Raw genomic sequence first — 24,099 nt, forward strand, 5'->3', positions numbered from 1 at the left:
ACCGCAGCCGGCCTGTCAACGCCGGCGTAGAGGCTGCCCACCGTGCGCCCGGCGACACCGCCCCGCCGGGACGCTCTTCCCGCGGCCGGAGGCGCCTGAATTATTGGCGCGGGGCGGACCCCGTCATTCCATAAACAGCTCAAGCAGCGGGTTCAGGAACAGCTTGCCTTTTTCCGTCACCTGCCACTCTGACGGGCTTTCGGTAATATAGCCCCCGGCCAGCGCGTGATCCAGCGCTTCGCGCGCCGTGCTTTCATCCAGCCCGGTAAAGGCGGCGTACTCTGCGCGCGGCGTCGGCTCCAGCAGGCGAAAACGGTTCATGAAAAATTCAAACGGCAAATCCGCCGGCGCCACCGCATAGCGCTTGTCCAGATATTTACCCTGCATATAGCCGCGCGGATGACGCACTTTCACCGTACGCAGCACGCGGCCGTCGGCCTGGGTTAATTTGCCGTGGGCGCCGCAGCCGATCCCCAGGTAATCGCCAAAACGCCAGTAGTTGAGGTTGTGGCGGCACTGGAAACCGGGTTTGGCATAGGCCGAGGTTTCATATTGCCGGTAGCCCGCGGCGAACAGCAGCGCATTTCCCTGCTGGTAGATATCCCAGAGCGCGTCGTCGTCGGGCAACACCGGCGGACGCGAGCCGAACAGCGTATTCGGCTCGATGGTCAACTGATACCAGGACAAGTGGGGCGGTTCGAGTTCCACAGCCTGGCGCAGGTCGTCCAGCGCCTGCGCCAGCGTTTGATCGGGCAGGCCGTGCATCAGGTCCAGGTTAAAGCTGCGCAGCCCCAGGCCGGCGGCCAGCTGCGCAGCGCGCCGGGCTTCCTGCGCATCGTGGATGCGCCCGAGGCGCACCAGTTTTTCCGGCTGGAAACTTTGCACGCCGATGGAGATACGGTTAACCCCCGCCTGCTGGTAGCCGTGAAAGCGGTCGGCCTCCACGGTGCCGGGGTTGGCCTCCATGGTGATTTCCGCCGCGGGGCTCACCGGCAGCCGCGCGCGCACGCCGTCGAGCAACAGCTGCATAGCCCGCGCGCTCAGCAGGCTGGGCGTGCCGCCGCCGATAAAAATGGTGCCGATTTCCCGGCCGCCGGTATAGGCGGCGTCCTGATCCAGATCCGCCAGCAGGTGGCCGACGTACTCTTCATGCGGCACTTCGCCTTTCAACGCATGGGAATTGAAATCGCAATAGGGGCATTTCTGTACGCACCACGGAATATGGATGTACAGGCTCAGCGGCGGCAAACTAAGCATCACGCAGGGCGCCCAGCAACTGCGCCAGCGCCTGGCCGCGATGGGACACGCGCTGTTTTTCCCCGCGGGTCATCTCGGCGGCGGTGCGCTTTTCATCCGGCAGGTAAAATACCGGGTCATAGCCAAAACCGCCGGCGCCCGACGGCGCGCGGCTGATGACGCCGCGCCAGATGCCGTGGCACACCAGGGGCGTGGGATCAAGCGCATGGCGCAGATATACCAGCACGCAGTGAAAACAGGCGCCGCGTTCGTTGTCCGGCACGTCCTTCAGGGCCTCGAGCAGTTTTTCCAGGTTCTGCCGATCGGATGCCGCCGCGCCGGCGTAGCGGGCGGAGTAAATGCCCGGCGCGCCGCCGAGTCTGTCCACCGCCAGGCCCGAATCATCGGCGATGGCCGGCAGGCCGGTGGCCGCCGCCGCATGGCGCGCCTTGAGGATGGCGTTTTCGATAAAGGTCAGGCCTGTCTCCTCGGCGGAGTCGACGCCCAGGGCGGTTTGCGCCGCCACGTCCAGGCCGAAATCCGCCAGTAATTCCGCCAGTTCGGCCACTTTGCCGGCGTTGCCGGTGGCCAGTACTACTTTTTGCATATCATCTGTCCACAAAAGGGGTCATTCGTGCCAGGCGGGGCAAGCCCGGCGCGGGGGATGCCGGTACACGCCTCAGGCCCCGGCGGCGTCGTCCGCCAGCAGTTGCGCGATAAGCGCGGGCAGGCGGGGCGGCTCGGTTATCCGCAGCTGTTTATGACGGCCCAGTTCGCCTTTTTCAATCATAACCCGGCTCTTGGCCACGCCGAACTGTTTGGCGATGAAACGGGTAAGATGTTCATTGGCCTGGCCGTCCACCGGCGGCGCGGTGATCGCGACCTTGATCTCGTCGCCGTGCGGGCCGACTATCCGATCGCCGCTGGCTTTCGGCTGGATATAAAGTCGCAATACCACGTCGCCCGCGTCCAGCCAGGCGCAGATCACAGCCGGTACCAGAGCGTCGGAAACAGGTCCATGCCCATATAGTTGAATAGATACAGGATCAGGATCACCACCATGGCGGAGAAATCGATGCCGCCCATGGCGGGAATAATGCGGCGTACCGGCGCCATCAGCGGTTCGCTAAGCTGGTAGAGCACCTGATCCATCGGGCTGCGCCCCTGGCTTATCCAGCTCATCAGCGAGCGGATGATGATAACCCAGAAAATCAGCTGGCCGGCTGATTTCACCAGCGTCAACAGCCCCACCAGCAAATACAGCGGGTCGGGCGTCACGCCGCCGAGCTGGATCAGCATTTCCAGCGGAAACTTCAGCGTGGCCAGGATAAACGCCAGCAGCAGCGACGCCGTATCGATGGGGCCGATGGAGGGAATAACCCGGCGCAGGGGTTTGATGACCGGCTGGGTGATTTTAACGATAAATTGTGAAAACGGATTATAAAAGTCGCAACGGGTCCACTGCATCCAGATGCGCAGCAGCAGCACCATGATATAAAAATCAAATAGCGTCTTGACCAGAAACGTCAGCGTCAGCATAAGAGGGTGATATCCTTAATAGCGTTAAAATGCACGATTACGGCAAAAAATCAGAATAATTTTTCCATTTCTTCAGCGCGCGCCACCGCGGCCTGCATGGCCTCGGCTACGGTTTGCGCCAGCTGATGTTGTTCGAATACCTGTAATGCGGCGGCGGTGGTGCCTCCTTTGGACGTGACATTCTGCCGGAGCGTGGCAAACGGGGTCGCGCTGTTGGCATCGGCCAGGGCGGCGGCGCCGGCGGCGGCCTGTCTTACCAGCAGGCCGGCCGTTTCCTGGTCAAAGCCCATCCTTACCGCCTCTTGCTGCATGGCTTCCATCAACAGGAAAAAATAGGCCGGCGCGCTGCCCGCCGCGGCAATGACGCCGTTTATACCGCTTTCCTCGTCCACCCAGCACACCTTGCCCACCGCGCCCATCAGATCGGCGGTGAAATCGCGATCCGCCCGGCCGACCTGGTCCGGCGCATAAAGGCCGCTCATGCCCTTGCCGACCAATGCCGGCGTATTGGGCATGATGCGCACAATGGCCACCGTCTCGCCGAGCAGGGCGTAAAACCGGCTAACGTTAACACCGGCCGCGATGGAAAGCACCAGTTTGCCGGAAAAATCCATTCCCTGGCGCAGCTGCGCGCAAACCTCGGCCATCAGCTGGGGTTTCACCGCCAGCACCACCACCTCCGCCTGCCTGGCGCCCGCCAGGTTATCGGCGCTTTCATTCACCCCCAGGCGCGCGGCAAGCCGTTGGCGATTGGCCTGCGACGGCGCGCAGACGGTGATCAAACCCGCCGGGTAACCGGTGGCGACCAGGCCGGCGATAATGGCCTGGGCCATGTTGCCCGCGCCGATAAAGGTAATTTTACGCTGTTGCATGCTATTCCTCATGGTAATGGGTTATGCCATCGGTGCGCGATAGTCCCTGGCGCCGAAAATCGCGGTGCCGATACGCACCAGGGTACTGCCGGCGACGATGGCCGCGGGCATATCGTCGGTCATTCCCAGCGACAGCGTATCGGCGCCGGGATGGCCGCGGCGCAAATCCGCAAATAGCGCCGCCATTTGCTGAAAAACCGCCAACTGGCGCTGATAATCCGCCTGCGGGGCGGGAATGGCCATCAGGCCCCGCAGCCTCAGCCTGGGCAGCTCCGCCACCTGGGCGGCCAGATCCGCCATGAGATGCGGCGCAATGCCCGACTTGCTCTCTTCACCGCTGATGTTGATTTGAATCAGCACATTGAGCGGCGCCAGCGCCGGGGGGCGCTGGTTGTTCAGGCGTTGCGCCAGCTGCAGGCGATCCAGGGTATGCAGCCAGTCAAAATGCTCCGCCACCAGCCGGCTTTTATTCGACTGTAGCGGACCGATAAAGTGCCAGCTCAACGGCGGGGTAACGGCTTTTTGCCGGAAGTAGCTGATTTTCTCCAGGCCTTCCTGGACATAATTTTCGCCAAAGGCGGTTTGCCCCGCCCGGATGGCTTCTTCGATAGCCGTCACAGGTTTGGTTTTACTTACGGCGAGCAGGGTAATTTCTTGCGGATCGCGGCCGCACTGACGCGCGGTCGCCGAGATTCGTTCTGTTACCTGCTGTAGATTCTGCTCGATAGTACTCATGGTTTCAGGAGGTCATATGGATATTGATGAACTGGTGGCCCTTAGTGTAAAGCATAATGCGTCCGATCTGCACCTTTGTCCCGGCCAGGCGCCGATCGTGCGTATCGACGGCGGTTTGTGTTGTCTGGACCAGCTGCCGCCGGTACGGGAAGACTGGGTCATCGCCTGCGGCGACCGCTTGCTGGATGAACGCGGACGCGGGCAGCTGGCGCGCGATGGGCAGGCCGACTGCGCGGCCACGCTCTCCAGCCGCCAGCGGCTGCGCTGCCACTTTTTTCGCCAGCGCACCGGGACGTCGGCCACCTTTCGCCTGATACCGACGCAAAGCCCGTCGCTGGCGGAGCTGGGCATCCCACCCGTGGTCAAGGGGCTGCTAAAGCAGCCGCAGGGGCTGCTGCTGGTCACCGGCGCCACCGGCAGCGGCAAATCAAGCTCCCTGGCGGCCATGGTGGACTATGTTAACCTGCAGCGTCAGGTCCATATTATTACCCTGGAAGATCCCATCGAGTATATCCATGCCGCCGGGCGCAGCCTGATCCAACAGCGGGAGATCGGCGGCCATTGCCAGGATTTCAATGCCGGGCTGCGGGCCGCCATGCGCGCAGACCCGGATGTGATCCTGCTGGGGGAACTGCGCGACGAGGCGGATATCCGGCTGGCCCTGCGCGCCGCCGAAACCGGTCATCTGGTCCTGGCGACGCTGCATGCCCGCCACGCCGCCCAGGCGGTGGACCGGCTCCTGGATGTCTTTCCCGCCAATGAGCGCGCCTTTGCCCGTGGCCTATTGGCCGCCGGCCTGCTTGGCATCATGGCGCAAAAGCTGGTTCCCCGGGAGCAGGGCGGGCGCATGGGGCTGTTCGAGCTGATGATTGCCACGCCCGCCGTGCGCAATCTTATTCGCGACGGCAAAACCCATTTGCTGCCGGGCTTGCTGCAGACCGGCAACGCACAGGGCATGCAGACGTTTGAACAAAGCTACCTGCGCATGACCTCGGGCAAATATCTCTACCAGTAAAATATGTGATGGGCTTAGGGCGGCGCGGGTATAACCATTGCAAAAGCGGGGTGGTAGTATAATATCGCAAAAAACCAGCGCGCATGACAGGTATGGCCTGAAATAAGCGCCAAACTACGGCAAATCACGGAAAAAAAATGAGAAAAGTCACCTGGGTTTTTATTTTGATCGCGCTGGCGGTGTGGTACTTCACTTCAAAGCAATAGAGGGTGGGTTTACCGCGCTAAAAGGCTTTTTGCCGTCCTGGTTTTTCTGGAACCGCTGGCGATATTCCCGTGGCGAGACGCCAAAAGACTGATTGAACACCACGGAAAAATAATTGCTGTCGTCGAAACCACAGCGTGACGCCACCTCGCCGATGGTCTGTTGTCCATGGCGCAGCAAATCCATGGCTTTGCACAGTCTTAATTGCCGTAAATACTGATTCACCCCGATGCCGGTCTGCTGCTTGAACACCGTCTTCAGGCTACGGGCGTTAAGCTGGTGCCGATGGCAAAAGTCGTCCAGCCTGAAAGGCTGTTCGATGCTGACCCGCAGCGCCATCAGCAGCAAGTCCAGCTGTTCGGCGTCGGAAAGCAACGGACTGTCGGGGGCGTGGCGGAACCGCTTCAACAGCAGCGCCACCTGCAGGAATAATGCTTCGCTCAGCAGGACGGACAGCGGATCGGTTTTCATGCATTCCCGCGCCAGCGCGTCCACCTCACGGCGCAATACCGACATGCCGGGGGTGCTAAGCCGCCAGTAGCGTTGTTCCTGCGTCGCTTCCTCGCCCGGCAGCAAGGCGTTCCAATCCGTGGATAGGGTCAGCCTGCCGCGGCAATACAGTATATTATCCAGTTCCAGCTCATTGACCGACTCATAGCTATGGCGATCGCGGGCATTGACGTAAAACAGATCGCCGCAGGTAATGGCATAGGGCACATCATTGAGGATATGCAGGCCATTGCCGCGCCAGACAATCACCAACTCGTCAAAATCATGGTAATGCGTGGGGAATATCGGCTGCGGATGACGATCCGCCACCGTAATCGCATTTTTGTCCGACAGGAAATAGTCGGTGGTACTCAGCTTCAGGTTAGACACCATCAGACCCCCTCAGCGCCTGGGCAGGAGAGGGATCATGGCATAACGGGCTACCTAAAAACTTGAGACTGGCGACAATTGTCATATTTTTCCGCCAGCTACCGGCGTTCAGTGTTCACCGTTGCGCAACATTTTGGGCGAGTGGGAAAATTCGCGCCGGAACTGGGTGGAAAAATGATTGCTGTCGCTGAAACCGCAGGCGTGGGCTATTTCGGTAATGGTTTTGTCGCTCTCCAGCAGGCGCTTGCGCGCTTCCAGCAAACGCAGCCGGTTAAGATAACGCTGCGGCGTCATGCCGGTCTGCTGTTTTAACTGGCGATGCAGCGTACGCAGCGGCAGTGAAAACTGCTCGGCCAGCGCCATCCAATCGATGTCGTTGCAGAAATTATGCTGCAGCCAGCGCAGCAGGTCGCGCAGGCGCCGCTCGCGATCGCCCTCGCCCTGGCTTTGGAAACAGCCATGGCGCAGCATAATCAAGAGCTGCAAAAATTGCCCTTCGCTGGCCGCGATGCCTTCGGGCGACGTATCCGTCGTCAGCTCGGCAAGCGTTTGGATAAACTGTTTGGCCTGTTGCATGCCCGCATGGTTAATCTGCCAGTTAACCTGGCTGTCCGGCAGGTTCTGGGCCGGCAGGAAACGGCTGATGTCGGTTAAAAACCGGAAACCCTGCGGTGAACGATAAAGCACATTGGTCATTATCAGCTCATCGACATTCTCAAATAAATGATGATCGTCCGCGCGGATAAAACAGACGGTGCCGCTATTCAACACATAGGGCTGATCGTTAAACACGTGGATACCCGAGCCTTTCTCCACCAGCACTATTTCCCAAAAATCGTGATAATGCTCAGGGAAGGCGGCCTGGGGCACGCGCGGCTCAATGGTGACCGTCGCGTCTTTGGAAATAAAAAAATCATCACCGCAAAGTAGCGTCATCTTCAGCACCTCACCGTTATTCGGTGCTTATAGTATGGCGACTGGCCATGGCTTCACCTTGAATAAATGACCGCCATCGCTGACATTCAGGTTATTTTTTAAAGATTGGCCGGGTGAATATTCAAAATTGCGGCTGAGATCACAGGCGCTGGGGAATAATGCCCTTCATTGCCCGCGTAAATATTGCGTTATTGAGGTAATGCTATTTTTGTGATCGGTTTCACGTTCATCTTTACTATTCTGCCACCGGCACTTCCATGTTGGCATTCACCGGAAGGTGGCCCGCCATTATTGTGAATACACTGCCGGTCATAGAATGAAAGAGGAATATTCACTATGGCCGTACGAAATAGCGTAGCTGTCGACCTCGGTGCGTCCAGTGGACGGGTCATGCTGGCTCAATGGCATTCAGCCACGCAAAAAGTCACGCTTAAGCAAATTCACCGCTTCCCCAATACCTTTATTTCAGTCGACGGGCACGATTGCTGGGACCTGGACCAGTTGGAACGGGAAATCCTGTTTGGCCTGGCCGCGTTGGATAGCGCCGGCACCGTTATCGACAGTATCGGTATCGATACCTGGGGGGTGGATTACGTGCTGCTGAACGCGCAGGGCGAACGGGCAAATTGCCCGGTATCGTATCGCGATCACCGCACCGACGGCATTATGCCCGCGGTGCTGGATGAACTGGGGCGTGAGCATATTTACCGGCTCACCGGCATTCAGTTCTTGTCCTTCAACACCCTGTACCAACTGAAAGCCTGGCGCCAACAGCACCCCGCCGGCCTCGATCAGGTGGCGCATCTTTTGATGATCCCGGATTATTTTTACTTTCGCCTTACCGGCGTGCTGAACTGGGAATACACCAACGCCAGCACGACCCAATTGCTTAACCTTGCCACCGGGGACTGGGATCCGTCCCTGCTCGATTACCTCGCGATTCCCCGGCGTTGGCTGGGCACGCCCACGCAGCCCGGCAATACGCCGGGACACTGGATCAGCCCGGGCGGCCAGGCGGTGCCGGTTATCGCCGTGGCGTCCCATGATACCGCCAGCGCCGTGGTGGCGGCCCCGCTGCATGGCGATAACTGCGCTTATCTCAGCTCCGGTACCTGGTCGCTGATGGGTATCGACAGCGATCGTCCCTTTAACGACGACCGTGCGCTGGCGATGAATATCACCAACGAAGGCGGCGTCAACGGGCGCTACCGGGTTCTGAAAAACATTATGGGATTATGGCTGTTGCAGCGGGTGTGCAGCGAGTTGGCGATAACGGACCTGGAGGCTTTGCTGGCCGCCGCCGCGGCCCGGCCGGCCTGCCGGAGCCTTATTAATCCCAACGATGAACGATTTGTTAATCCCCCGTCAATGGTGGAGGCCATCCGCCAGGCCTGCCGGGAACAGCAACAGCCGGCGCCGGAGGATGCCGCCGCGCTTGCGCGCTGTATTTTCGACAGCCTGGCCCTGTTATACCGCCAGGTACTGCTTGAACTGGGCCGGCTTCGCGGCGTCCCGCTAAGCCGGCTGCATATCGTCGGCGGCGGCAGCCTGAACCCTTTGCTTAACCAGCTTTGCGCCGACAATTGCCGGATACCGGTGACCGCAGGGCCGGTGGAGGCCTCGACGCTGGGCAATATTGGTTGCCAGCTGATGGCGCTGGGGGAGGTGGCCGACGTCGCCCACTGGCGCGGCGTGGTGGAAGCCAATTTCCCATTACGCCATTACACCCCTAATCCCGATCCCGATTTCGCCACACACTGGCAACGTTTTTTGGCGCTCTGCCACCTGAAAGAGGAAATTTTATTATGAGTCAATCCATTGAACAAGCCTGGCTCCTGGCCAAACAGCGGTTTGCGGATATCAATGTCAATGTGGAGGGCGCGCTCGAATTACTCGATACCCTGCCGGTATCCATGCATTGCTGGCAGGGCGATGACGTGGCCGGGTTTGAAAACACGGGCGGCGCGCTCACCGGCGGCATCCAGGCCACCGGCAACTATCCCGGCAAAGCGCATAACGCTCAGGAGCTGCGCGCCGACCTGGAGCAGGCGTTCAGCCTGATCCCGGGACCAAAACGCCTGAACCTGCACGCCATCTATCTGGAGGCCGAAGGCAAGGTGGAGCGCAATGAAATCGAGCCGAAGCATTTTTCCCGCTGGGTCAGCTGGGCGCGGGAGCATCATCTGGGACTGGATTTCAACCCCACCTGTTTTTCCCATCCGCTGAGCGCCGACGGATTTACCCTGTCCCACGCGGACGACGGCATCCGCCAGTTCTGGATTGAACATTGCCAGGCCAGCCGCCGCGTCTCGGCTTATTTTGGCCGTGAACTGGGCACGCCGTCGGTGATGAATATCTGGATCCCGGACGGCATGAAGGACCTGACCATCGATCGCCTGGCGCCCCGTCAGCGGCTGCTGGAGGCGCTGGATGCCGTGATGGCGGAAAAGCTGGACCGCAATCACCATATCGACGCGGTGGAAAGTAAATTGTTCGGCATCGGCGCGGAAAGCTATACCGTCGGCTCCAGTGAATTTTATCTGGGATATGCCACCAGCCGCGGTACCGCCCTGTGCCTCGACGCCGGGCATTTTCATCCCACCGAGGTGATTTCCGATAAGATTTCCAGCGCCATCCTGTTTGTGCCGCGCCTGCTGCTGCACGTGAGCCGCCCGGTACGCTGGGATAGCGATCATGTGGTGCTGCTGGACGACGAAACCCAGGCCATCGCCACGGAAATCGTGCGCCAGAAACTGTTTAACCGCGTGCATATCGGCCTGGATTTCTTCGATGCCTCCATCAACCGCATCGCCGCGTGGGTCATCGGCACCCGCAATATGAAAAAAGCGCTGCTGCGGGCGCTGCTGGAGCCGACCGGGGAACTGCGCCAACTTGAGCAGCAGGGCGACTATACGGCGCGCCTGGCGTTGCTGGAAGAGCAAAAATCGCTGCCCTGGCAGGCGGTATGGGACAAATATTGCCAATTGCACAATGTGCCGGTAGGCGGCGATTGGCTGCAGACGGTGCGTGAATATGAACGCGCAACGTTAACAACACGCAAAGGATAAGATGCTATGCAAACAATACTGACTTCCTGGTTTGTACAGGGAATGGTCAAAGCCACCACCGACATGTGGCTTAAAGGCTGGGATGAACGTAATGGCGGCAACGTTAGCCTGCGCCTGACCCCCGAAGACGTGGCGCCGTACCGTGGGGAATTCACGCCCCGGCCGCGCACCGAAACGCTGACCGAGCCGGTGCCGGAGCTGGCCAATACCTATTTTCTGGTCACCGGTTCAGGTAAGTTTTTCCGCAATGTCCAGCTATCGCCGTCGGATAACCTGGTGCTGTTGCAGGTAAACGCCGCGGGCAACGGCTACAGCATTCTGTGGGGCCTGACCGCCGGCGGCCTGCCGACGTCGGAACTGGCGTCCCATTTCCAGTCGCACGTGGTGCGCCAGGAAGTGACGCAGGGCAGCGGCCGGGTGATTATGCACTGCCACGCCACCAACCTGATTGCCCTGAGTTTTGTGCTGAAACTGGACAGCGCGCATTTTACCCGCGAACTGTGGGAAGGCAGCACCGAATGCCTGGTGGTGTTCCCTGACGGCGTGGGCATCGTGCCCTGGATGGTGCCCGGCACCGACGGCATCGGCAACGCCACCTCGGCGCAGATGCGCTCCCATTCGCTGGTACTGTGGCCGTTCCACGGTATTTTTGCCACCGGGCCGACCCTGGACGACGCCTTTGGCCTGATTGACACCGCGGAAAAATCGGCCGAAATCATGGTCAAGGTGCGCGCCATGGGCGGCAAAAAGCAGACCATCAGCCGCGACGAGCTGATCGCCCTGGGGCAGCGTTTCGGCGTGACGCCGATGGCGTCGGCGCTGGATGTAGAGTAAGGCGCCGATACCGGGCGCGGCGGATGTTCACGCGCCCGGGATTCGGCGTGCCTGGCCCGCGCCGGTTCACCCTCATTATTGATAAGAGCATTGATTATGATCAGAAAGGCCTTTGTCATGCAGGTCAATCCCGACGCCCACGAGGAGTACCGGCGGCGTCATAACCCGATCTGGCCGGAATTGGAATACACCCTTAAAGCCCACGGCGCCCACCACTACAGCATTTTTATGGACGAGGAGCGCCATTTGCTGTTTGCGTATGTGGAAATGGAGTCCGAGCAGCGGTGGAACGAAGTGGCCGCCACCGGGGTGTGCCAGCGCTGGTGGCGCCATATGACCGACGTGATGCCGGCCAATGCGGACAACAGCCCGGTAAGCCGTGAGCTGCGGCCGGTTTTTTATCTGGAGTGAGCGACGTTGCTGACCGGATTACCCGGCAGGCATTACCGGAAATCCCTTACCTGGCATGGGGGTGGCGCACGGCCAGCAGCTGTTCAAACCAGCTTTCCAGGATCACCACCGCCGATCCGGCGTCGACCCGGCCCTTGTTCAACGCGCGGTAGCCGCCGCGCTCGAACAGGTCGGCGCGTGCTTCCACGGTACTCAGGCGCTCATCGTGCAGCACCACCTCAAAACCAAAACGGCCATGCAACCGGTTGGCGAACTTACGCGCCTTAAGCGTCAGCGGCTGCTCGGTGCCGTCCATATTCAGCGGCAGTCCCACCACAATCACGTCCGGCTGCCATTCACGCAGGAGTTTTTCCACCGCCAGCCAGTCGGGAACGCCATCCTGGGCCTTAAACGCCGCCAGGGGACGGGCGGTGCAGGTGACTTCCTGGCCAATGGCAACGCCAATGCTTTTGGTGCCGAAATCAAAAGCCATCATGGTCCGGTTGGTCATCAGGCGTGGCCCGCTTCGTTGGCGATATTATGAATATCGATACCCAGCTTCCTGGCCGCATCGCGCCAGCGCGACGCGATGGGCGTGCGAAACAGGATATCGCTGTCGGCCGGGATGGTCAGCCAGGCGTTTTCCAATAATTCCTGCTCCAACTGCCCCTTGTCCCAGCCGGCGTAGCCCAGCGCCACCAGCACATCCTGCGGCTGCTGCGCGGTGCCGAGGGTTTCCAGCACATCCTTGGACGTGGTAATCATGGTTTCAGCGGAGATGCCGATGCTGGAGCCGAATCCCTCGCAGGGGGTATGCAGGATAAACCCGCGATCGTCCGCCAGCGGGCCGCCGGCAAACACCGGTTTATCCAGGCGGATCGCCGGATCGCGCTCGGCCGGCATGATCTTGAGTTTGTGCAGCACGCTCTCGACGGTGAACTGCTCGACGGGTTTATTAATGACGAGTCCCATGGCCCCGTCGTCGTTATGCTCGCAGATATAGATCACCGCGCGTTTGAACATAGGGTCTTGCAGAGAGGGCATGGCGATAAGAAAGTGATGCTGTAAATTCATTCTGTCTTTTTAGGGTGAGTAGTTTAATAAATAGTCGAACAGCAGTATGCGGCTAAATCATGGATAAGTCACTGGCTGCAAGCGAAATCCGCCCGCAGCCGGCATAAAATCAGTTTTTGCCCAGGCGTTTTTCGATGGCGTCCATCAGCATACCGGTAATGGAAATCGGGAACGCGGCTTCGATTTCGCGCACGCAGGTCGGGCTGGTGACGTTAATCTCCGTTAGCTTATCGCCGATAATATCCAGGCCGACAAAAATCAGCCCCTTTTCTTTCAGGATCGGGCCGACGTCGCGGGCGATTTTCCAATCGCTTTCCGTCAACGGCCGCGCCTCGCCGCGTCCGCCGGCAGCCAGGTTGCCGCGCGTTTCACCCGTTTTGGGAATGCGCGCCAGGCAATAGGGCACCGGTTCGCCGTCCACGACCAGCACCCGTTTGTCGCCGTCCTTGATTTCCGGCAGGAAGTTTTGCGCCATGCAAAAATGCTGGCCGTAGCCGGTCAGGGTTTCAATGATGACCGACAGGTTGGGGTCTTCTTTTTTTACCCGGAATATCGAGGTGCCGCCCATGCCGTCCAGCGGTTTGAGGATGATGTCGCCGTGTTCCTGCCAAAACGCGCGGATATGATCGTCGCGGCGGCTGACCAGGGTATCCGGCGTATGGTGGGCGAACCAGGCGGTGAACAGCTTTTCGTTGCAATCGCGCAGGCTGCGCGGTTTGTTGACGATAAGCGCGCCTTTATCTTCCGCCCGTTCAAGTATATAAGTGGCGTAAATGAATTCGGTATCGAACGGCGGATCTTTACGCATCAGGATCACGTCGAGATCGCCAAGCTCGATATCCTGCTCGCCGTGGAAACTATACCATTGGTCATAATCCTGCTTTACCGCCAGCAGACGCGTGGTGGCGCGCGCCTCGCCGCCGCGCAGGTACAGCGAGCTCATTTCCATGTAATGGATCTGCCAGCCGCGGCGTTGCGCTTCGAGCAGCATGGCGAAACTGGTGTCTTTCTTGATATTGATGGAGGATATGGGATCCATCACGATGCCGAGCTTTAACATTTGTTTCTCCTTTACCCCAGATCGCCGAAACGCACCTGCAGTGCGGTAATGACGGTGAGCGCTGTGGTTTCTGTGCGCAAAACACGGGGCCCCAGCTGGATTTCGGTAAATCCATGGCGTGAGGTCATGGCTATTTCTTCCGGGGACAGGCCGCCCTCCGGGCCAATCAGCAGCCGTACCTTATCGACCGGCAGCGGCAGCGTATTAATACTGTGCGCGGCGCGCGGGTGCAGGTTGAGTTTTAATCCTTCATCCCGCTCGGCGCACCACGCCTCCAGGTCCATGGCTTCCCGGATCAGCGGCAGACTGTTACGGCCGCACTGCTCGCAGGCGCCGATGGCGATTTTCCGCCATTGCTGGATTTTTTTCGCCATGCGGTCGTCATCCAGCTTGACCCCGCAGCGCTCGGAAAACAATGGCGTAATCACATTGACGCCGAGTTCGATGGATTTTTGGATGGTAAATTCCATCTTCTCGCCCCGGGACATGACTTGTCCTAAATGCAGTTGCAACGGGGACTCGAAATTGGCCGGACGAGAGGCGATGATGGTGGCCGTGACGTTTTTCTTGCCCGCCGCGGCAATCTCCGCTTCGAAGATATGATTGCTGCCGTCGAACAGATGCAGTAATTGTCCTTCGGACATGCGCAGTACGCGCGTCAGGTGGTGCGCGGCGTCTTCATCGAGCGCCACGGTGCCCTTGGCCGGGAGCGGCCCGGGATGGTAAATACGCGGTATTCGCATGCTGGTATCGTTTTCGTCCTGGTTGGTGCGCGGCGCGCGTCATCACATAGTAGGCAGCAGTGTTACGACTGGCAAGCCCGCTGAATATAGGGATTGGCGTTGCCCTGTACCTTTTCGATGCGCCGGTTGCGTTCGCATTCCCAGGCGGTGACGGGATATTGCCGATCCCAGACCTCGAACAGCTGGGTTTGCTGGCGCGAGATATTCAGATGATAACGGTCGCGCATATAAAAATAGGTGCGCGCAATGGCGCCGCGCGCACGCGCCGGCGGTTCGGCCTGTTTATTCTTGAAATCGATTTTCATGGCGCACTGGCCATACTGTCCCTCGCCGCCGCGCCATTGGCTGTACTGGAAATTGCCCCGATCGCCGTTGACTTCGCCGATCGCCGGCTGCAGGTTGTGCAGGTCGTTTTCCATTTGCCGATAGTCAGCATCTTTGGCGCAGTTTTTGCGCCCGCCTTCCTGCCAGCACCTGTGCTGGTGGCCGAATTCCCAGGCCGGCACCACGTGTTCCCATTCGATCCGGTTGGCGCGCAGGGCGCTTTTGCGCACCTGGTAACCGCATGATGCCAGATCCGGGGTGCCCTTTTTTCCCTGCCAGTCGATTTTGCAGCCGCAATAAAAGGAACCCGGCGCATCCTGGTTGATTTTTACCGCCGCCGCTTTCGCCTGGCTGAAGTTATTGATGTTTTGCGCCAGGACGCCGCCGGCGATCGGCAACAGGGAAAAACAAAGGAACCAAACAATTCTGTGTTGCATCTTCGGATTCATTAAAAGGAAAAACGCAGGTTAACCAATCCCGGGGTTGCAGGCAAATCGAAGCGGCAAAAAAAATCCTGCCGGCGCGGTTTTCCGCGCCGCTGCCAATCGATATCACTTGATTTGGAAATGATCGTTTCCTATATTGGGAGCCTGCCTGCAACCCTATAGGAAGATGTTATGACTGACTCTATACCATCACCGTCCCTGAAACCTGGCTTCAGGATAACGGCCGCCGTCGCCGCGTCGCGCCCGGACGCGGATCTTGCCGGATTTGTCCATCGCTTCGCCACCGTGGCGGGGGTAAGGATCCACTATGTCGATAACGGCCATAGCGCCGGCGGGGATACGAGCGATACAGCATTGCCCGAGGGCACGGGCGGCGACGCGGTGAAGACGCGCGCGGAAACGTCCGCCGCCGATCCGCGCCTCGTGGCGGTGCTGTTGGCGGGGTTTCCCGAAAGCGGGTACGCCTGGCGAAAAGTCATGCCGCTGCTGGCGCGGGGCTATCGCGTGATTGTCCCGGACCTGCCGGGGCAGGGGGATTCGGATCGCCCGCAGGCCGGCTATGACACTGAAAGCCTGGCGAACGCCGTGCACGGCTTGCTGCGCCAGCTGGGTATCCGGCGCTATTTCCTGGCCGGCCACGATATCGGCGCCTGGGTGGCTTATCCCTACGCGCTGATGTTTGGCGACGAGGTGCGGCGTCTGGCGCTGCTTGATGCCGGCATCCCGGGCATCACCCTGCCCGACGCGCTGCCCACGGCGCCGGACCGGGCCTGGCGCACCTGGCATTTTGCCTTTCACGCCATTGCGGACCTGCCGGAAGTTTTGATTGCCGGACGCGAGCGGGAATACCTGGACTGGTTCTTGCGGCGCAAGACCGCCAATCCACAGTCTTTTACCGAGGCGGATATCGATGAGTACCTGCGCGCCTTTAAGCAAGACGGCGGGCTGCGCGCCGGCCTGGCCTATTACCGGGAGGCGGCGCTGTCCGCGGCGCAGAACCGGCGCCTGAGCGGGAACGGCGGGCTGGCGATGCCGGTACTGGCGCTGAGCGCCGATCAGGGGTCCATCATCGATATGGCCGCCCCCCTGCGGGCCTTTGCCGATAATGTGCAAGGGGTGGTGGTGCCCCACTGCGGGCATTTCCTGCCGGAAGAGCAGCCTGAAGCGGTGGCCCGCGAGCTGGAGGGGTTCTTTAGCGCCGGCTGAGCCCGGCGCCGCTGTTATTCCATCACGTTTTCGGCATCGTTATCGCCGGCAAAGCGCAGCACAGCGCCGCATTGGCGGCAGCGGTACACCGACTCGCCGCGTACGATGCGGTTATGGCGGCGCACCGTCAGTTCGTGGCGCTGGCATCCGCACTGGTAGCGGTAGGTATTGGTGCGCACCGTCGCCAGGTCGAAACCGTGGGTGCGGCGGGGCTCGGTATGCAGCACGCTTGCCATCATCCAGCGCCACTCGCTGCCGTGGGGCGCCACGCGGCCGAACTGGCGAAACACCAGCAGATGGGCGAGCTCGTGGGGAATCACCTCGTCGATAAAGCTGTCCTGGTTGGCCAGCAGCAATACCGGGTTGAGCCGGATTTCCCATTTATCCAGCCACGCGGTGCCCGCCGAGGTGCCGCGCTGCTGGTAATTCAACAGCGGCTCCGGGAAGGTGGTGTTGAAATAGTCCCCTGCCTGGCGCAGCTTGGCACGCAGACATGACATAACGGCCTGGTGAAGGGCGATGGGGATGCGGTTCGGTTTCATAACGGCAAGATTAACCGGCGCAGTTAACAGATGCAAGCGACGCAATAGGGTGGGAAGGGCTGGGTTTAGCCGGGATAGACGCTGGCGCCATGCCGCGGGAAAGCCGGGCACGGCGCGGAGGTATGGCGGATTGCCGCCGGCGCCGGGGCGGCTTGCGCCGCTCCGCCGCCGCCAGCCGGCTCGTTCACCGGCTGGACGGCTCGACGATTATTTATCGCCGATTTCGCGCAGGCGTTTGCCGGTCATCAGGTTGCGCTCGATATGTTCCAGCGAAATATTCTTGGTTTCCGGAATCAGCCAGAATGTCAGGAGAATAAACAGCACGTTCAGCCCGCCGTAGACCCAGAACGTATTGGCGTTCCCCAGTACATCAAGCATGGTCAGGAAGGTGGCGCCGACGATCATATTGGCGATCCAGTTGGTGGCCGTGGAAACGGTGATGCCAAAATCCCGGCCCTTCAGCGGCTGGATTTCGGAACACAGTACCCAAATCAGCGGACCGGCGCTCATCGCAAAACCCACGATAAACATCATCAGCATAATGATGGCGAAGTATTTGCGGAAGTCGGTTTCAACGCCGATATGCAGCAACGCGCCCAATACGCCCATACCCACCGCCATCACCAGGAAGCCCAGCTTGAGGGTCGGCTTGCGGCCCCAGCGGTCAACCAGGCCGATGGCGATAAAGGTGGCCAGAACGTTGACCAGGCCGACTATCACCGTGCCCCACATTTGATCCGTGGTGCTGGAGAAACCGGCGATGCCGAAGATCTTCGGCGCGTAGTACATGATGACGTTCATCCCGGTGAACTGCTGCATCACCTGCAGCAGAATGCCGAGATACACCACACGGCGGAAATTGCCGTTATTGGTAAACAGCGCCCAGCCGCTTTGTTTTACCTTCAGGCTTTCGCGAATCTCTTCCAGCTCTTTCTTGGCCTGCTCGGACGTGTCGCGCAGCATGTTCAGCACCTTCTGCGCCTCGATGTAGCGGCCTTTCGCCGCCAGCCAGCGCGGGCTGCCGGGCAGGAACAATACGCCGATAAACAACAAGACCGCCGGGATGGTGATGATGCCCAGCATCCAGCGCCAGGAACCGCTATAGCTGAACGCGGTATCCGACAGGTAAGCCGCCAGGATGCCGATGGTGATCATCAACTGGTACATGGAAATCATGCTGCCGCGAATTTTTTCCGGCGCAATTTCCGACAGATATAAAGGGGCGGTATAAGAAGCGACGCCGACGGCCAGCCCCAGGATGATCCTGGCAACCACCAGCAGTTCGACATTGGGGGAAAACGCCGAGCATAACGAGCCGATGACGAATAATAACGCGCCGATCAGCAAACTGTATTTACGCCCGAGCTTGGCTGACAGCCAGCCCGAACCTACCGCGCCGACCGCGGCGCCGAACATCATGGAACTGACCACCCATTCCTGCTGATGCGCGGTAATTTGCAGCTCATCGGACAGGAACGGCAATGCCCCGGCAATAACGCCGATATCCAGGCCGAACAGCAGTCCGGCAAGCGCCGCCATAAAGCAGACGAAAAAGGTGATGCGGGCATGAGATCTGCCTGACCGGGGTTTGGCAGTACTCACATTGGCAGTACTCATAGTACCTCCCTAAAACTACACAATTATTAATTATGAATGTTAAATAAACGTATGCGGATATAGTGTGCGCCAGATCACAACTATGTAATCGTTTACACAGACTTATCCTGAATTAACAGCACTAAAAGCCAGGGCCATGCCGCTTATCAATCTAAAATGATGTTTTAGAAACAACTTTCGCGTCGGTCCGGTTGATATATAACATATAGCTGAAAATGAAGCGGTAGCAAAAAAAAATCGAAAATTTAATCCCAATTAACTTGATGATAAAATTGATTTTATTGTTTTGTAATCGCTTTCAGAAGGGCTAAAAAAAAACGGCGATCATCAGATCACCGTTAAGTAGTGTAGTCGAAGAAATCTCCGGCGGTACGACTTATCTTATCCCGCTTATAAACCGGCGGCATCGCGCAGCAGCGCGGCCTTATCGGTTTTTTCCCAGGGGAAATGCTCGCGGCCGAAGTGACCATAGGCCGCCGTTTCGCGATAAATCGGCTGCAGTAGATCCAGCATGGTGATAAGGCCGTGCGGACGCAGGTCGAAGAACTCGCGTACCAGCTGGGTCAGTTTTTCGATGGAGACTTTGCCGGTGCCGAAGGTTTCGATGCTGATGGACGTGGGTTCCGCCACGCCGATGGCGTAGGAAACCTGGATTTCACAGCGATCGGCCAGGCCGGCGGCGACGATATTTTTTGCCACGTAGCGGGCGGCGTAGGCCGCGGAACGGTCGACCTTGGAGGGATCTTTGCCCGAAAACGCGCCGCCGCCGTGACGGGCCATACCGCCGTAGGTGTCGACGATGATTTTACGCCCGGTCAGGCCGCAGTCGCCCATGGGGCCGCCGATAACAAACCGGCCGGTGGGGTTGATAAAATATTTGGTGCTGGACGACAGCCATTCGGCGGGCAGGACCGGCTTGATGATCTCTTCCATGACCGCTTCCTGCAAATCGCGCAGGGAGACGTCTTCTGAATGCTGGGTAGAGAGCACGACCGCGTCGATGCCGACGATTTTATCGTTGTCATACGCAAAGGTGATCTGGCTTTTGGCATCCGGACGCAGCCAGGGCAGGGTGCCGCTTTTGCGCACCTGGGACTGGCGCGCCACCAGGCGATGGGCGTAAGTGATCGGCGCCGGCATCAGTACTTCGGTTTCGTTGGTGGCGTAACCGAACATCAGCCCCTGGTCGCCGGCGCCCTGTTCGAGCGGGTCGCTGCGATCCACGCCCTGGTTGATATCGGGCGATTGCTTGCCGATGGCGCTGAGGACGGCGCAGGAATTGGCGTCGAAACCCATATCCGAATTGATATAGCCGATATCGCGAATGGTGCTGCGCGTCAGTTCTTCTATATCCACCCATGCGCTGGTGGTGATTTCACCGCCAACCAGCACCATACCGGTTTTGACAAATGTTTCGCAGGCCACGCGCGCCTTGGGATCCTGGGCCAGGATCGCGTCAAGCACGGCATCGGAAATCTGATCCGCGATTTTATCAGGATGTCCTTCTGAAACGGATTCGGACGTAAATAGGTGTTTAGCCATCGGTCTCTTTACCTTAACATACGGGTTAGGAATGACTGCGTAGCGCTGGGATTCAGCCATAAGGGAAAAGCGATTTTCCGATGATGGCGTTACGCGTCCTGCAACGTCCCGCGGATAACGTCGTTAGCAGTAAGTACTCACAGTAAGTAATAGTATAAGTAAGCTATCCAGTTTAGATGGATTAACTTCTGGATGGCTATTCTAGGACACCCGCTTGGCGAATTACCAGCGATTTTTTCGCCCTGGCGCCTCCGCGCAGGCCGCGGCGGCACCCGATCGTGCGGTAATCGCGCCCGGGGCTGATTTAAATTTTGCTTTTTCGCGGGGCAGGCTGTATAAATTCGCGCGCATAAGCAACGGTAAGGTGAATGTCTTTCATTTACATCCGGTAACTTTTTATCTGTCCCGGCACGGCGTAAGCCGCCAATGGCCGGCATTTGCGGGAGGTGGCACAGTTAATGATCCGTTATTTTCCGGTCAACCCCGACCACGCTTCCGCTCGCCCGGCTTGTCCGGCGCACCCTGTTTTTCCAGCATTTCCGCTCTGTTATGGCCGATGTTGCCCGCCAGGCCGCCGACATGCGGGCGCTTCCCAGGATTCCAGGGCCGGTTGACGGTTGCTCATTACCGGACCCGGGCCATGCGGTCTTTCATGCGGACCCTATTTTTTGGGCGATCCACCACCCCGTCTCACGGAGTTCATCAAGGTGTTTTACAATTACTGTACTGATGTACCGGATGCCGATTGCGTCCGGCGGCGCTTATTGCCGTTGGCGGGCTGCGGGTTTACGCACAACAACTATGCCACCGACGGTGGTGTCCACGCTCCAACATTGATGAACGGGAACGCCAACTGGAACCCCGGGAGAGAGTTACGTCATGTCTGATGATCATAAGCACCAAGGGTCCCACCGGTCCGCACCCCATGAAAACTTGCGTTCCATGCAGGAGGTAGCCATGAATGACAGCGATGCCAGCAAAATGATGAGTACCTACAATGTCGCGTATTGGGGCAATAATTATTTTGATGTCAATGAGCTGGGCCATATCAGCGTTTGCCCCGATCCCGATTTTCCCGAGGCGCGGGTCGACCTGGCTGAGCTGGTCAAGGAACGGCAGAACGACGGGCAGCGGCTGCCGGCCCTGTTCTGCTTTCCGCAGATCCTGCAACACCGCCTGCGTTCCATTAACGGGGCGTTTAAGCGCGCCCGCGAATCCTTTGGCTATCGGGGCGACTATTTCCTGGTCTATCCCATCAAGGTTAACCAGCATCGCCGGGTGATTGAATCCCTGGTGAATTCCGGCGAGCCGCTGGGGCTGGAAGCCGGCTCCAAGGCGGAACTGATGGCGGTGCTGGCGCATGCCGGCATGACGCGCACCGTCATTGTCTGCAATGGCTATAAAGACCGCGAATATATCCGCCTGGCGCTGATCGGCGAAAAGCTGGGTCATAAGGTCTACCTGGTCATTGAAAAACTTACCGAAATCAAGCTGGTGCTGGAAGAAGCCGAGCGCCTGAACGTGGTGCCCCGCCTGGGCGTGCGCGCCCGTCTCGCCTCGCAGGGCTCGGGCAAGTGGCAGTCCAGCGGCGGCGAAAAATCCAAATTCGGACTGGCGGCGGTCCAGGTGCTGCAACTGGTGGAACTGCTGCGCAGCAAAGGACGGCTCGACAGCCTGCAACTGCTGCATTTCCATTTGGGTTCCCAATTGTCCAATATCCGCGATATCGCCTCCGGCGTACGGGAATCGGCGCGCTTTTATGTGGAACTGCACCGCCTGGGCGTGAATATCGAATGCTTTGATGTCGGCGGCGGCCTGGGGGTCGATTACGAAGGCACCCGTTCTCAGTCCGATTGTTCGGCCAACTACGGCCTGAACGAATACGCCAACAATGTGATTTGGGGTATCGGCGATGCCTGTAACGAATATGATCTGCCGCATCCGACGGTGATTACCGAGTCCGGCCGCGCCGTTACCGCCCACCATACGGTGCTGGTGTCGAACGTTATCGGCGTGGAGCGCAACGAGTTCAGCGAACCGCTGCCGCCCGCCGAGGACGCGCCGCGCCCGCTGGAAAGCATGTGGCAGACCTGGCAGGAAATGCAGGAACCGCAAAACCGCCGCTCGTTGCGCGAATGGCTGCATGACAGCCAGATGGACCTGCACGACGTCCATACCCAATATACCCACGGCATGCTGGATTTGAGCCAGCGCGCCTGGGCCGAGCAGCTCTATCTGAATATTTGCCGCATGATCCAGACGCAGCTCGATCCGAGCAACCGCGCGCACCGGCCGATTATCGATGAACTGCAGGAGCGCATGGCCGACAAGCTGTACGTTAACTTCTCGCTGTTCCAGTCGATGCCGGACGCCTGGGGCATCGATCAGCTGTTCCCGGTGTTGCCGCTGGAGGGGCTGGATAAACCGCCTGAAGGTCGCGCCGTGCTGCTGGATATTACCTGCGACTCCGACGGCACCATCGATCATTATATCGATGGCGACGGCATCGCCACCACCATGCCGATGCCGCCGTACGATGTGGATAACCCGCCGCTGCTGGGCTTTTTCATGGTCGGCGCCTATCAGGAAATCCTTGGCAATATGCATAACCTGTTCGGCGACACCGCCGCGGTGGACGTCTTTGTGTTTAAAGACGGCAGCGTGGAGCTTAATGAGTCCGATGAAGGCGATTCAGTAGCCGATATGCTGCAGTATGTGCAGTTGGATCCGGCGGTACTGTTGACCCGTTTCCGCGATCAGGTGAAAGAGACCGATCTGGACGGCGCGCTGCAGGCGGAGTTCCTCGAAGAGTTCGAGGCCGGCCTGTATGGCTACACTTACCTGGAAGATGAATAAGAAAGGACGGACTATGAGCACCCTGGGCCATCAATACGATAATTCCCTGGTTTCCAATGCCTTTGGCTTTTTGCGTTTGCCGTTGGAATTCAACCCCTATGACGCCGATGCCGATTGGGTGATTACCGGCATTCCCTTCGATATGGCCACCTCGGGCCGCTCCGGCGGCCGTCACGGCCCGGCGGCGATCCGCCAGGTTTCCACCAACCTGGCCTGGGAAGGCTGCCGCTGGCCGTGGGACTTCGACGTGCGCCAGCGTTTAAAGGTGGTCGACTGCGGCGACGTGGTGTTTGATTTCGGCGATGCGCAGGATCTGAGCGATAAGCTCCAGCAGCACGCGGAGCGTTTACTGGCGGCGGGCAAACGCCTGCTCTCGTTTGGCGGCGATCATTACGTCACGCTGCCTTTGCTGCGCGCGCATCATAAGCATTTCGGCAAAATGGCGCTGGTGCATTTCGACGCCCATACCGATACCTACAGCAACGGCAGCAAGTTCGATCACGGCACCATGTTCTACCATGCGCCCAACGAAGGCCTGATCGATCCCACCCGGTCGGTGCAGATCGGCATCCGTACCGAATACGATCGCGATAACGGCTTTACGGTGCTGGACGCGGGGCAGGTCAACGATCGCAGCGTCGACGATATCCTGGCCCAGGTCATACAGATTGTCGGCGATTTGCCGGTTTACCTGACCTTTGATATCGACTGCCTGGATCCGGCGTTCGCGCCCGGCACCGGCACGCCGGTGATCGGCGGCCTGAGCACCGATCGGGCGCTGAAGCTGCTGCGCGGCCTGCAGCCCCTGAATATCGTCGGCATGGATCTGGTGGAAGTGGCGCCGGCCTACGATCATTCGCAAATCACCGCCCTGGCGGCGGCCACGCTGGCGCTGGAAATGCTCTATATCCAGGCGGCCAAAAAACCGCGGTAACTCCGCGCTGACGGGCGCGCCCTCCCCGGGGTGCGCCGGACCGGGCG

24 protein-coding genes are annotated in these 24,099 nt (G+C 59.3%); 8 read left to right on the forward strand and 16 right to left on the reverse strand.

From position 1 onward, the window contains the following. Positions 1-123: 123 nt before the first annotated feature. The 6 genes from hemW to ABUK12_RS20635 form a co-directional block, all read right to left on the reverse strand. Complete coding sequence (gene hemW / locus ABUK12_RS20610) at positions 124-1,257, reverse strand: radical SAM family heme chaperone HemW (RefSeq protein ID WP_410016732.1); 1,134 nt, start codon at positions 1,255-1,257, stop codon at positions 124-126. Further along, positions 1,250-1,843 (reverse strand): RdgB/HAM1 family non-canonical purine NTP pyrophosphatase, encoded by a 594-nt coding sequence (gene rdgB, locus ABUK12_RS20615; protein WP_410013558.1) that lies wholly within the window; start codon positions 1,841-1,843, stop codon positions 1,250-1,252. Before rdgB ends, hemW begins: the two co-directional genes overlap by 8 nt. 72 nt (positions 1,844-1,915) lie before the next feature. Next, the gene (yggU, locus tag ABUK12_RS20620) at positions 1,916-2,224 is read right to left on the reverse strand and encodes a DUF167 family protein YggU (RefSeq protein WP_410013559.1); all 309 of its coding nucleotides are present in this window, start codon (positions 2,222-2,224) and stop codon (positions 1,916-1,918) included. After that, the gene (locus tag ABUK12_RS20625) at positions 2,221-2,775 is read right to left on the reverse strand and encodes a YggT family protein (protein WP_410013560.1); all 555 of its coding nucleotides are present in this window, start codon (positions 2,773-2,775) and stop codon (positions 2,221-2,223) included. The genes yggU and ABUK12_RS20625 overlap by 4 nt, the downstream gene beginning before the upstream one ends. A 50-nt stretch (positions 2,776-2,825) precedes the next feature. Continuing rightward, complete coding sequence (gene proC / locus ABUK12_RS20630; protein WP_410013561.1) at positions 2,826-3,647, reverse strand: pyrroline-5-carboxylate reductase; 822 nt, start codon at positions 3,645-3,647, stop codon at positions 2,826-2,828. Positions 3,648-3,668: 21 nt separating this feature from the next. Next, a complete protein-coding gene (locus tag ABUK12_RS20635; protein WP_410013562.1) occupies positions 3,669-4,382 on the reverse strand; it encodes a YggS family pyridoxal phosphate-dependent enzyme in 714 nt (237 codons plus the stop codon). A gap of 16 nt (positions 4,383-4,398) precedes the next feature. Here ABUK12_RS20635 and ABUK12_RS20640 point away from each other — a divergent pair, with 16 nt between their 5' ends. After that, a complete protein-coding gene (locus ABUK12_RS20640; RefSeq protein ID WP_410013563.1) occupies positions 4,399-5,397 on the forward strand; it encodes a type IV pilus twitching motility protein PilT in 999 nt (332 codons plus the stop codon). A gap of 189 nt (positions 5,398-5,586) precedes the next feature. Here the strand turns inward: ABUK12_RS20640 and rhaR are convergent, their stop codons facing one another. Next, complete coding sequence (gene rhaR, locus ABUK12_RS20645) at positions 5,587-6,483, reverse strand: HTH-type transcriptional activator RhaR (RefSeq protein ID WP_410013564.1); 897 nt, start codon at positions 6,481-6,483, stop codon at positions 5,587-5,589. Positions 6,484-6,588: 105 nt separating this feature from the next. After that, positions 6,589-7,416 carry an HTH-type transcriptional activator RhaS gene (gene rhaS, locus ABUK12_RS20650; protein WP_410013565.1) on the reverse strand — a complete coding sequence of 276 codons (828 nt, stop codon included), beginning with the start codon at positions 7,414-7,416 and terminating at the stop codon, positions 6,589-6,591. A gap of 336 nt (positions 7,417-7,752) precedes the next feature. Between rhaS and rhaB the strand changes: the two genes are divergently transcribed. From rhaB to rhaM, 4 genes are all read left to right on the forward strand, one after another. After that, positions 7,753-9,225: a rhamnulokinase gene (rhaB, locus tag ABUK12_RS20655; RefSeq protein ID WP_410013566.1), complete on the forward strand. Its 1,473-nt coding sequence runs from the start codon at positions 7,753-7,755 to the stop codon at positions 9,223-9,225. Next, complete coding sequence (locus tag ABUK12_RS20660; protein ID WP_410013567.1) at positions 9,222-10,484, forward strand: L-rhamnose isomerase; 1,263 nt, start codon at positions 9,222-9,224, stop codon at positions 10,482-10,484. Before rhaB ends, ABUK12_RS20660 begins: the two co-directional genes overlap by 4 nt. Before the next feature lie 6 nt (positions 10,485-10,490). Then, a complete protein-coding gene (gene rhaD, locus ABUK12_RS20665; protein ID WP_410013568.1) occupies positions 10,491-11,318 on the forward strand; it encodes a rhamnulose-1-phosphate aldolase in 828 nt (275 codons plus the stop codon). A gap of 96 nt (positions 11,319-11,414) precedes the next feature. Further along, on the forward strand, positions 11,415-11,729 hold the full coding sequence (gene rhaM / locus ABUK12_RS20670) for an L-rhamnose mutarotase (RefSeq protein ID WP_410013569.1): 315 nt from the start codon (positions 11,415-11,417) through the stop codon (positions 11,727-11,729). A 46-nt stretch (positions 11,730-11,775) separates the two neighbouring features. Here rhaM and ruvX read toward each other — a convergent pair whose 3' ends face one another. From ruvX to endA, 5 genes are all read right to left on the reverse strand, one after another. Further along, on the reverse strand, positions 11,776-12,219 hold the full coding sequence (gene ruvX / locus ABUK12_RS20675) for a Holliday junction resolvase RuvX (protein WP_410013570.1): 444 nt from the start codon (positions 12,217-12,219) through the stop codon (positions 11,776-11,778). Further along, the gene (locus ABUK12_RS20680; RefSeq protein ID WP_410013571.1) at positions 12,219-12,782 is read right to left on the reverse strand and encodes a YqgE/AlgH family protein; all 564 of its coding nucleotides are present in this window, start codon (positions 12,780-12,782) and stop codon (positions 12,219-12,221) included. Before ABUK12_RS20680 ends, ruvX begins: the two co-directional genes overlap by 1 nt. 109 nt (positions 12,783-12,891) lie before the next feature. Next, entirely contained in the window at positions 12,892-13,842 is a 951-nt protein-coding gene (gene gshB, locus ABUK12_RS20685; RefSeq protein ID WP_410013572.1) for a glutathione synthase, read from the reverse strand. An 11-nt stretch (positions 13,843-13,853) separates the two neighbouring features. Continuing rightward, positions 13,854-14,585: a 16S rRNA (uracil(1498)-N(3))-methyltransferase gene (gene rsmE / locus ABUK12_RS20690; RefSeq protein ID WP_410013573.1), complete on the reverse strand. Its 732-nt coding sequence runs from the start codon at positions 14,583-14,585 to the stop codon at positions 13,854-13,856. 62 nt (positions 14,586-14,647) lie between these two features. Continuing rightward, entirely contained in the window at positions 14,648-15,346 is a 699-nt protein-coding gene (gene endA, locus ABUK12_RS20695) for a deoxyribonuclease I (RefSeq protein ID WP_410013574.1), read from the reverse strand. 180 nt (positions 15,347-15,526) lie between these two features. On the opposite strand from endA, the gene ABUK12_RS20700 reads away from it, so the two are divergent. Further along, positions 15,527-16,561: an alpha/beta fold hydrolase gene (locus ABUK12_RS20700; protein WP_410013575.1), complete on the forward strand. Its 1,035-nt coding sequence runs from the start codon at positions 15,527-15,529 to the stop codon at positions 16,559-16,561. A 14-nt stretch (positions 16,562-16,575) separates the two neighbouring features. On the opposite strand, the gene ABUK12_RS20705 is transcribed toward ABUK12_RS20700, so the two are convergent. The 3 genes from ABUK12_RS20705 to metK form a co-directional block, all read right to left on the reverse strand. Then, positions 16,576-17,103: a SprT family zinc-dependent metalloprotease gene (locus ABUK12_RS20705; protein WP_410013576.1), complete on the reverse strand. Its 528-nt coding sequence runs from the start codon at positions 17,101-17,103 to the stop codon at positions 16,576-16,578. A 207-nt stretch (positions 17,104-17,310) separates the two neighbouring features. Next, complete coding sequence (locus ABUK12_RS20710; RefSeq protein WP_410013577.1) at positions 17,311-18,720, reverse strand: sugar porter family MFS transporter; 1,410 nt, start codon at positions 18,718-18,720, stop codon at positions 17,311-17,313. Between the two features lie 390 nt (positions 18,721-19,110). Further along, positions 19,111-20,262 (reverse strand): methionine adenosyltransferase, encoded by a 1,152-nt coding sequence (metK, locus tag ABUK12_RS20715; protein WP_410013578.1) that lies wholly within the window; start codon positions 20,260-20,262, stop codon positions 19,111-19,113. Between the two features lie 879 nt (positions 20,263-21,141). Between metK and speA the strand changes: the two genes are divergently transcribed. Together speA and speB are read left to right on the forward strand one after the other, a co-directional pair. Beyond that, a complete protein-coding gene (speA, locus tag ABUK12_RS20720) occupies positions 21,142-23,118 on the forward strand; it encodes a biosynthetic arginine decarboxylase (protein WP_410013579.1) in 1,977 nt (658 codons plus the stop codon). Positions 23,119-23,131: 13 nt separating this feature from the next. Further along, a complete protein-coding gene (gene speB, locus ABUK12_RS20725; RefSeq protein ID WP_410013580.1) occupies positions 23,132-24,052 on the forward strand; it encodes an agmatinase in 921 nt (306 codons plus the stop codon). The last annotated feature ends 47 nt before the right edge of the window (positions 24,053-24,099 follow it).

Source organism: Sodalis sp. C49 (assembly GCF_046352915.1).
In the GTDB taxonomy this organism is placed as follows: domain Bacteria; phylum Pseudomonadota; class Gammaproteobacteria; order Enterobacterales; family Enterobacteriaceae; genus Acerihabitans.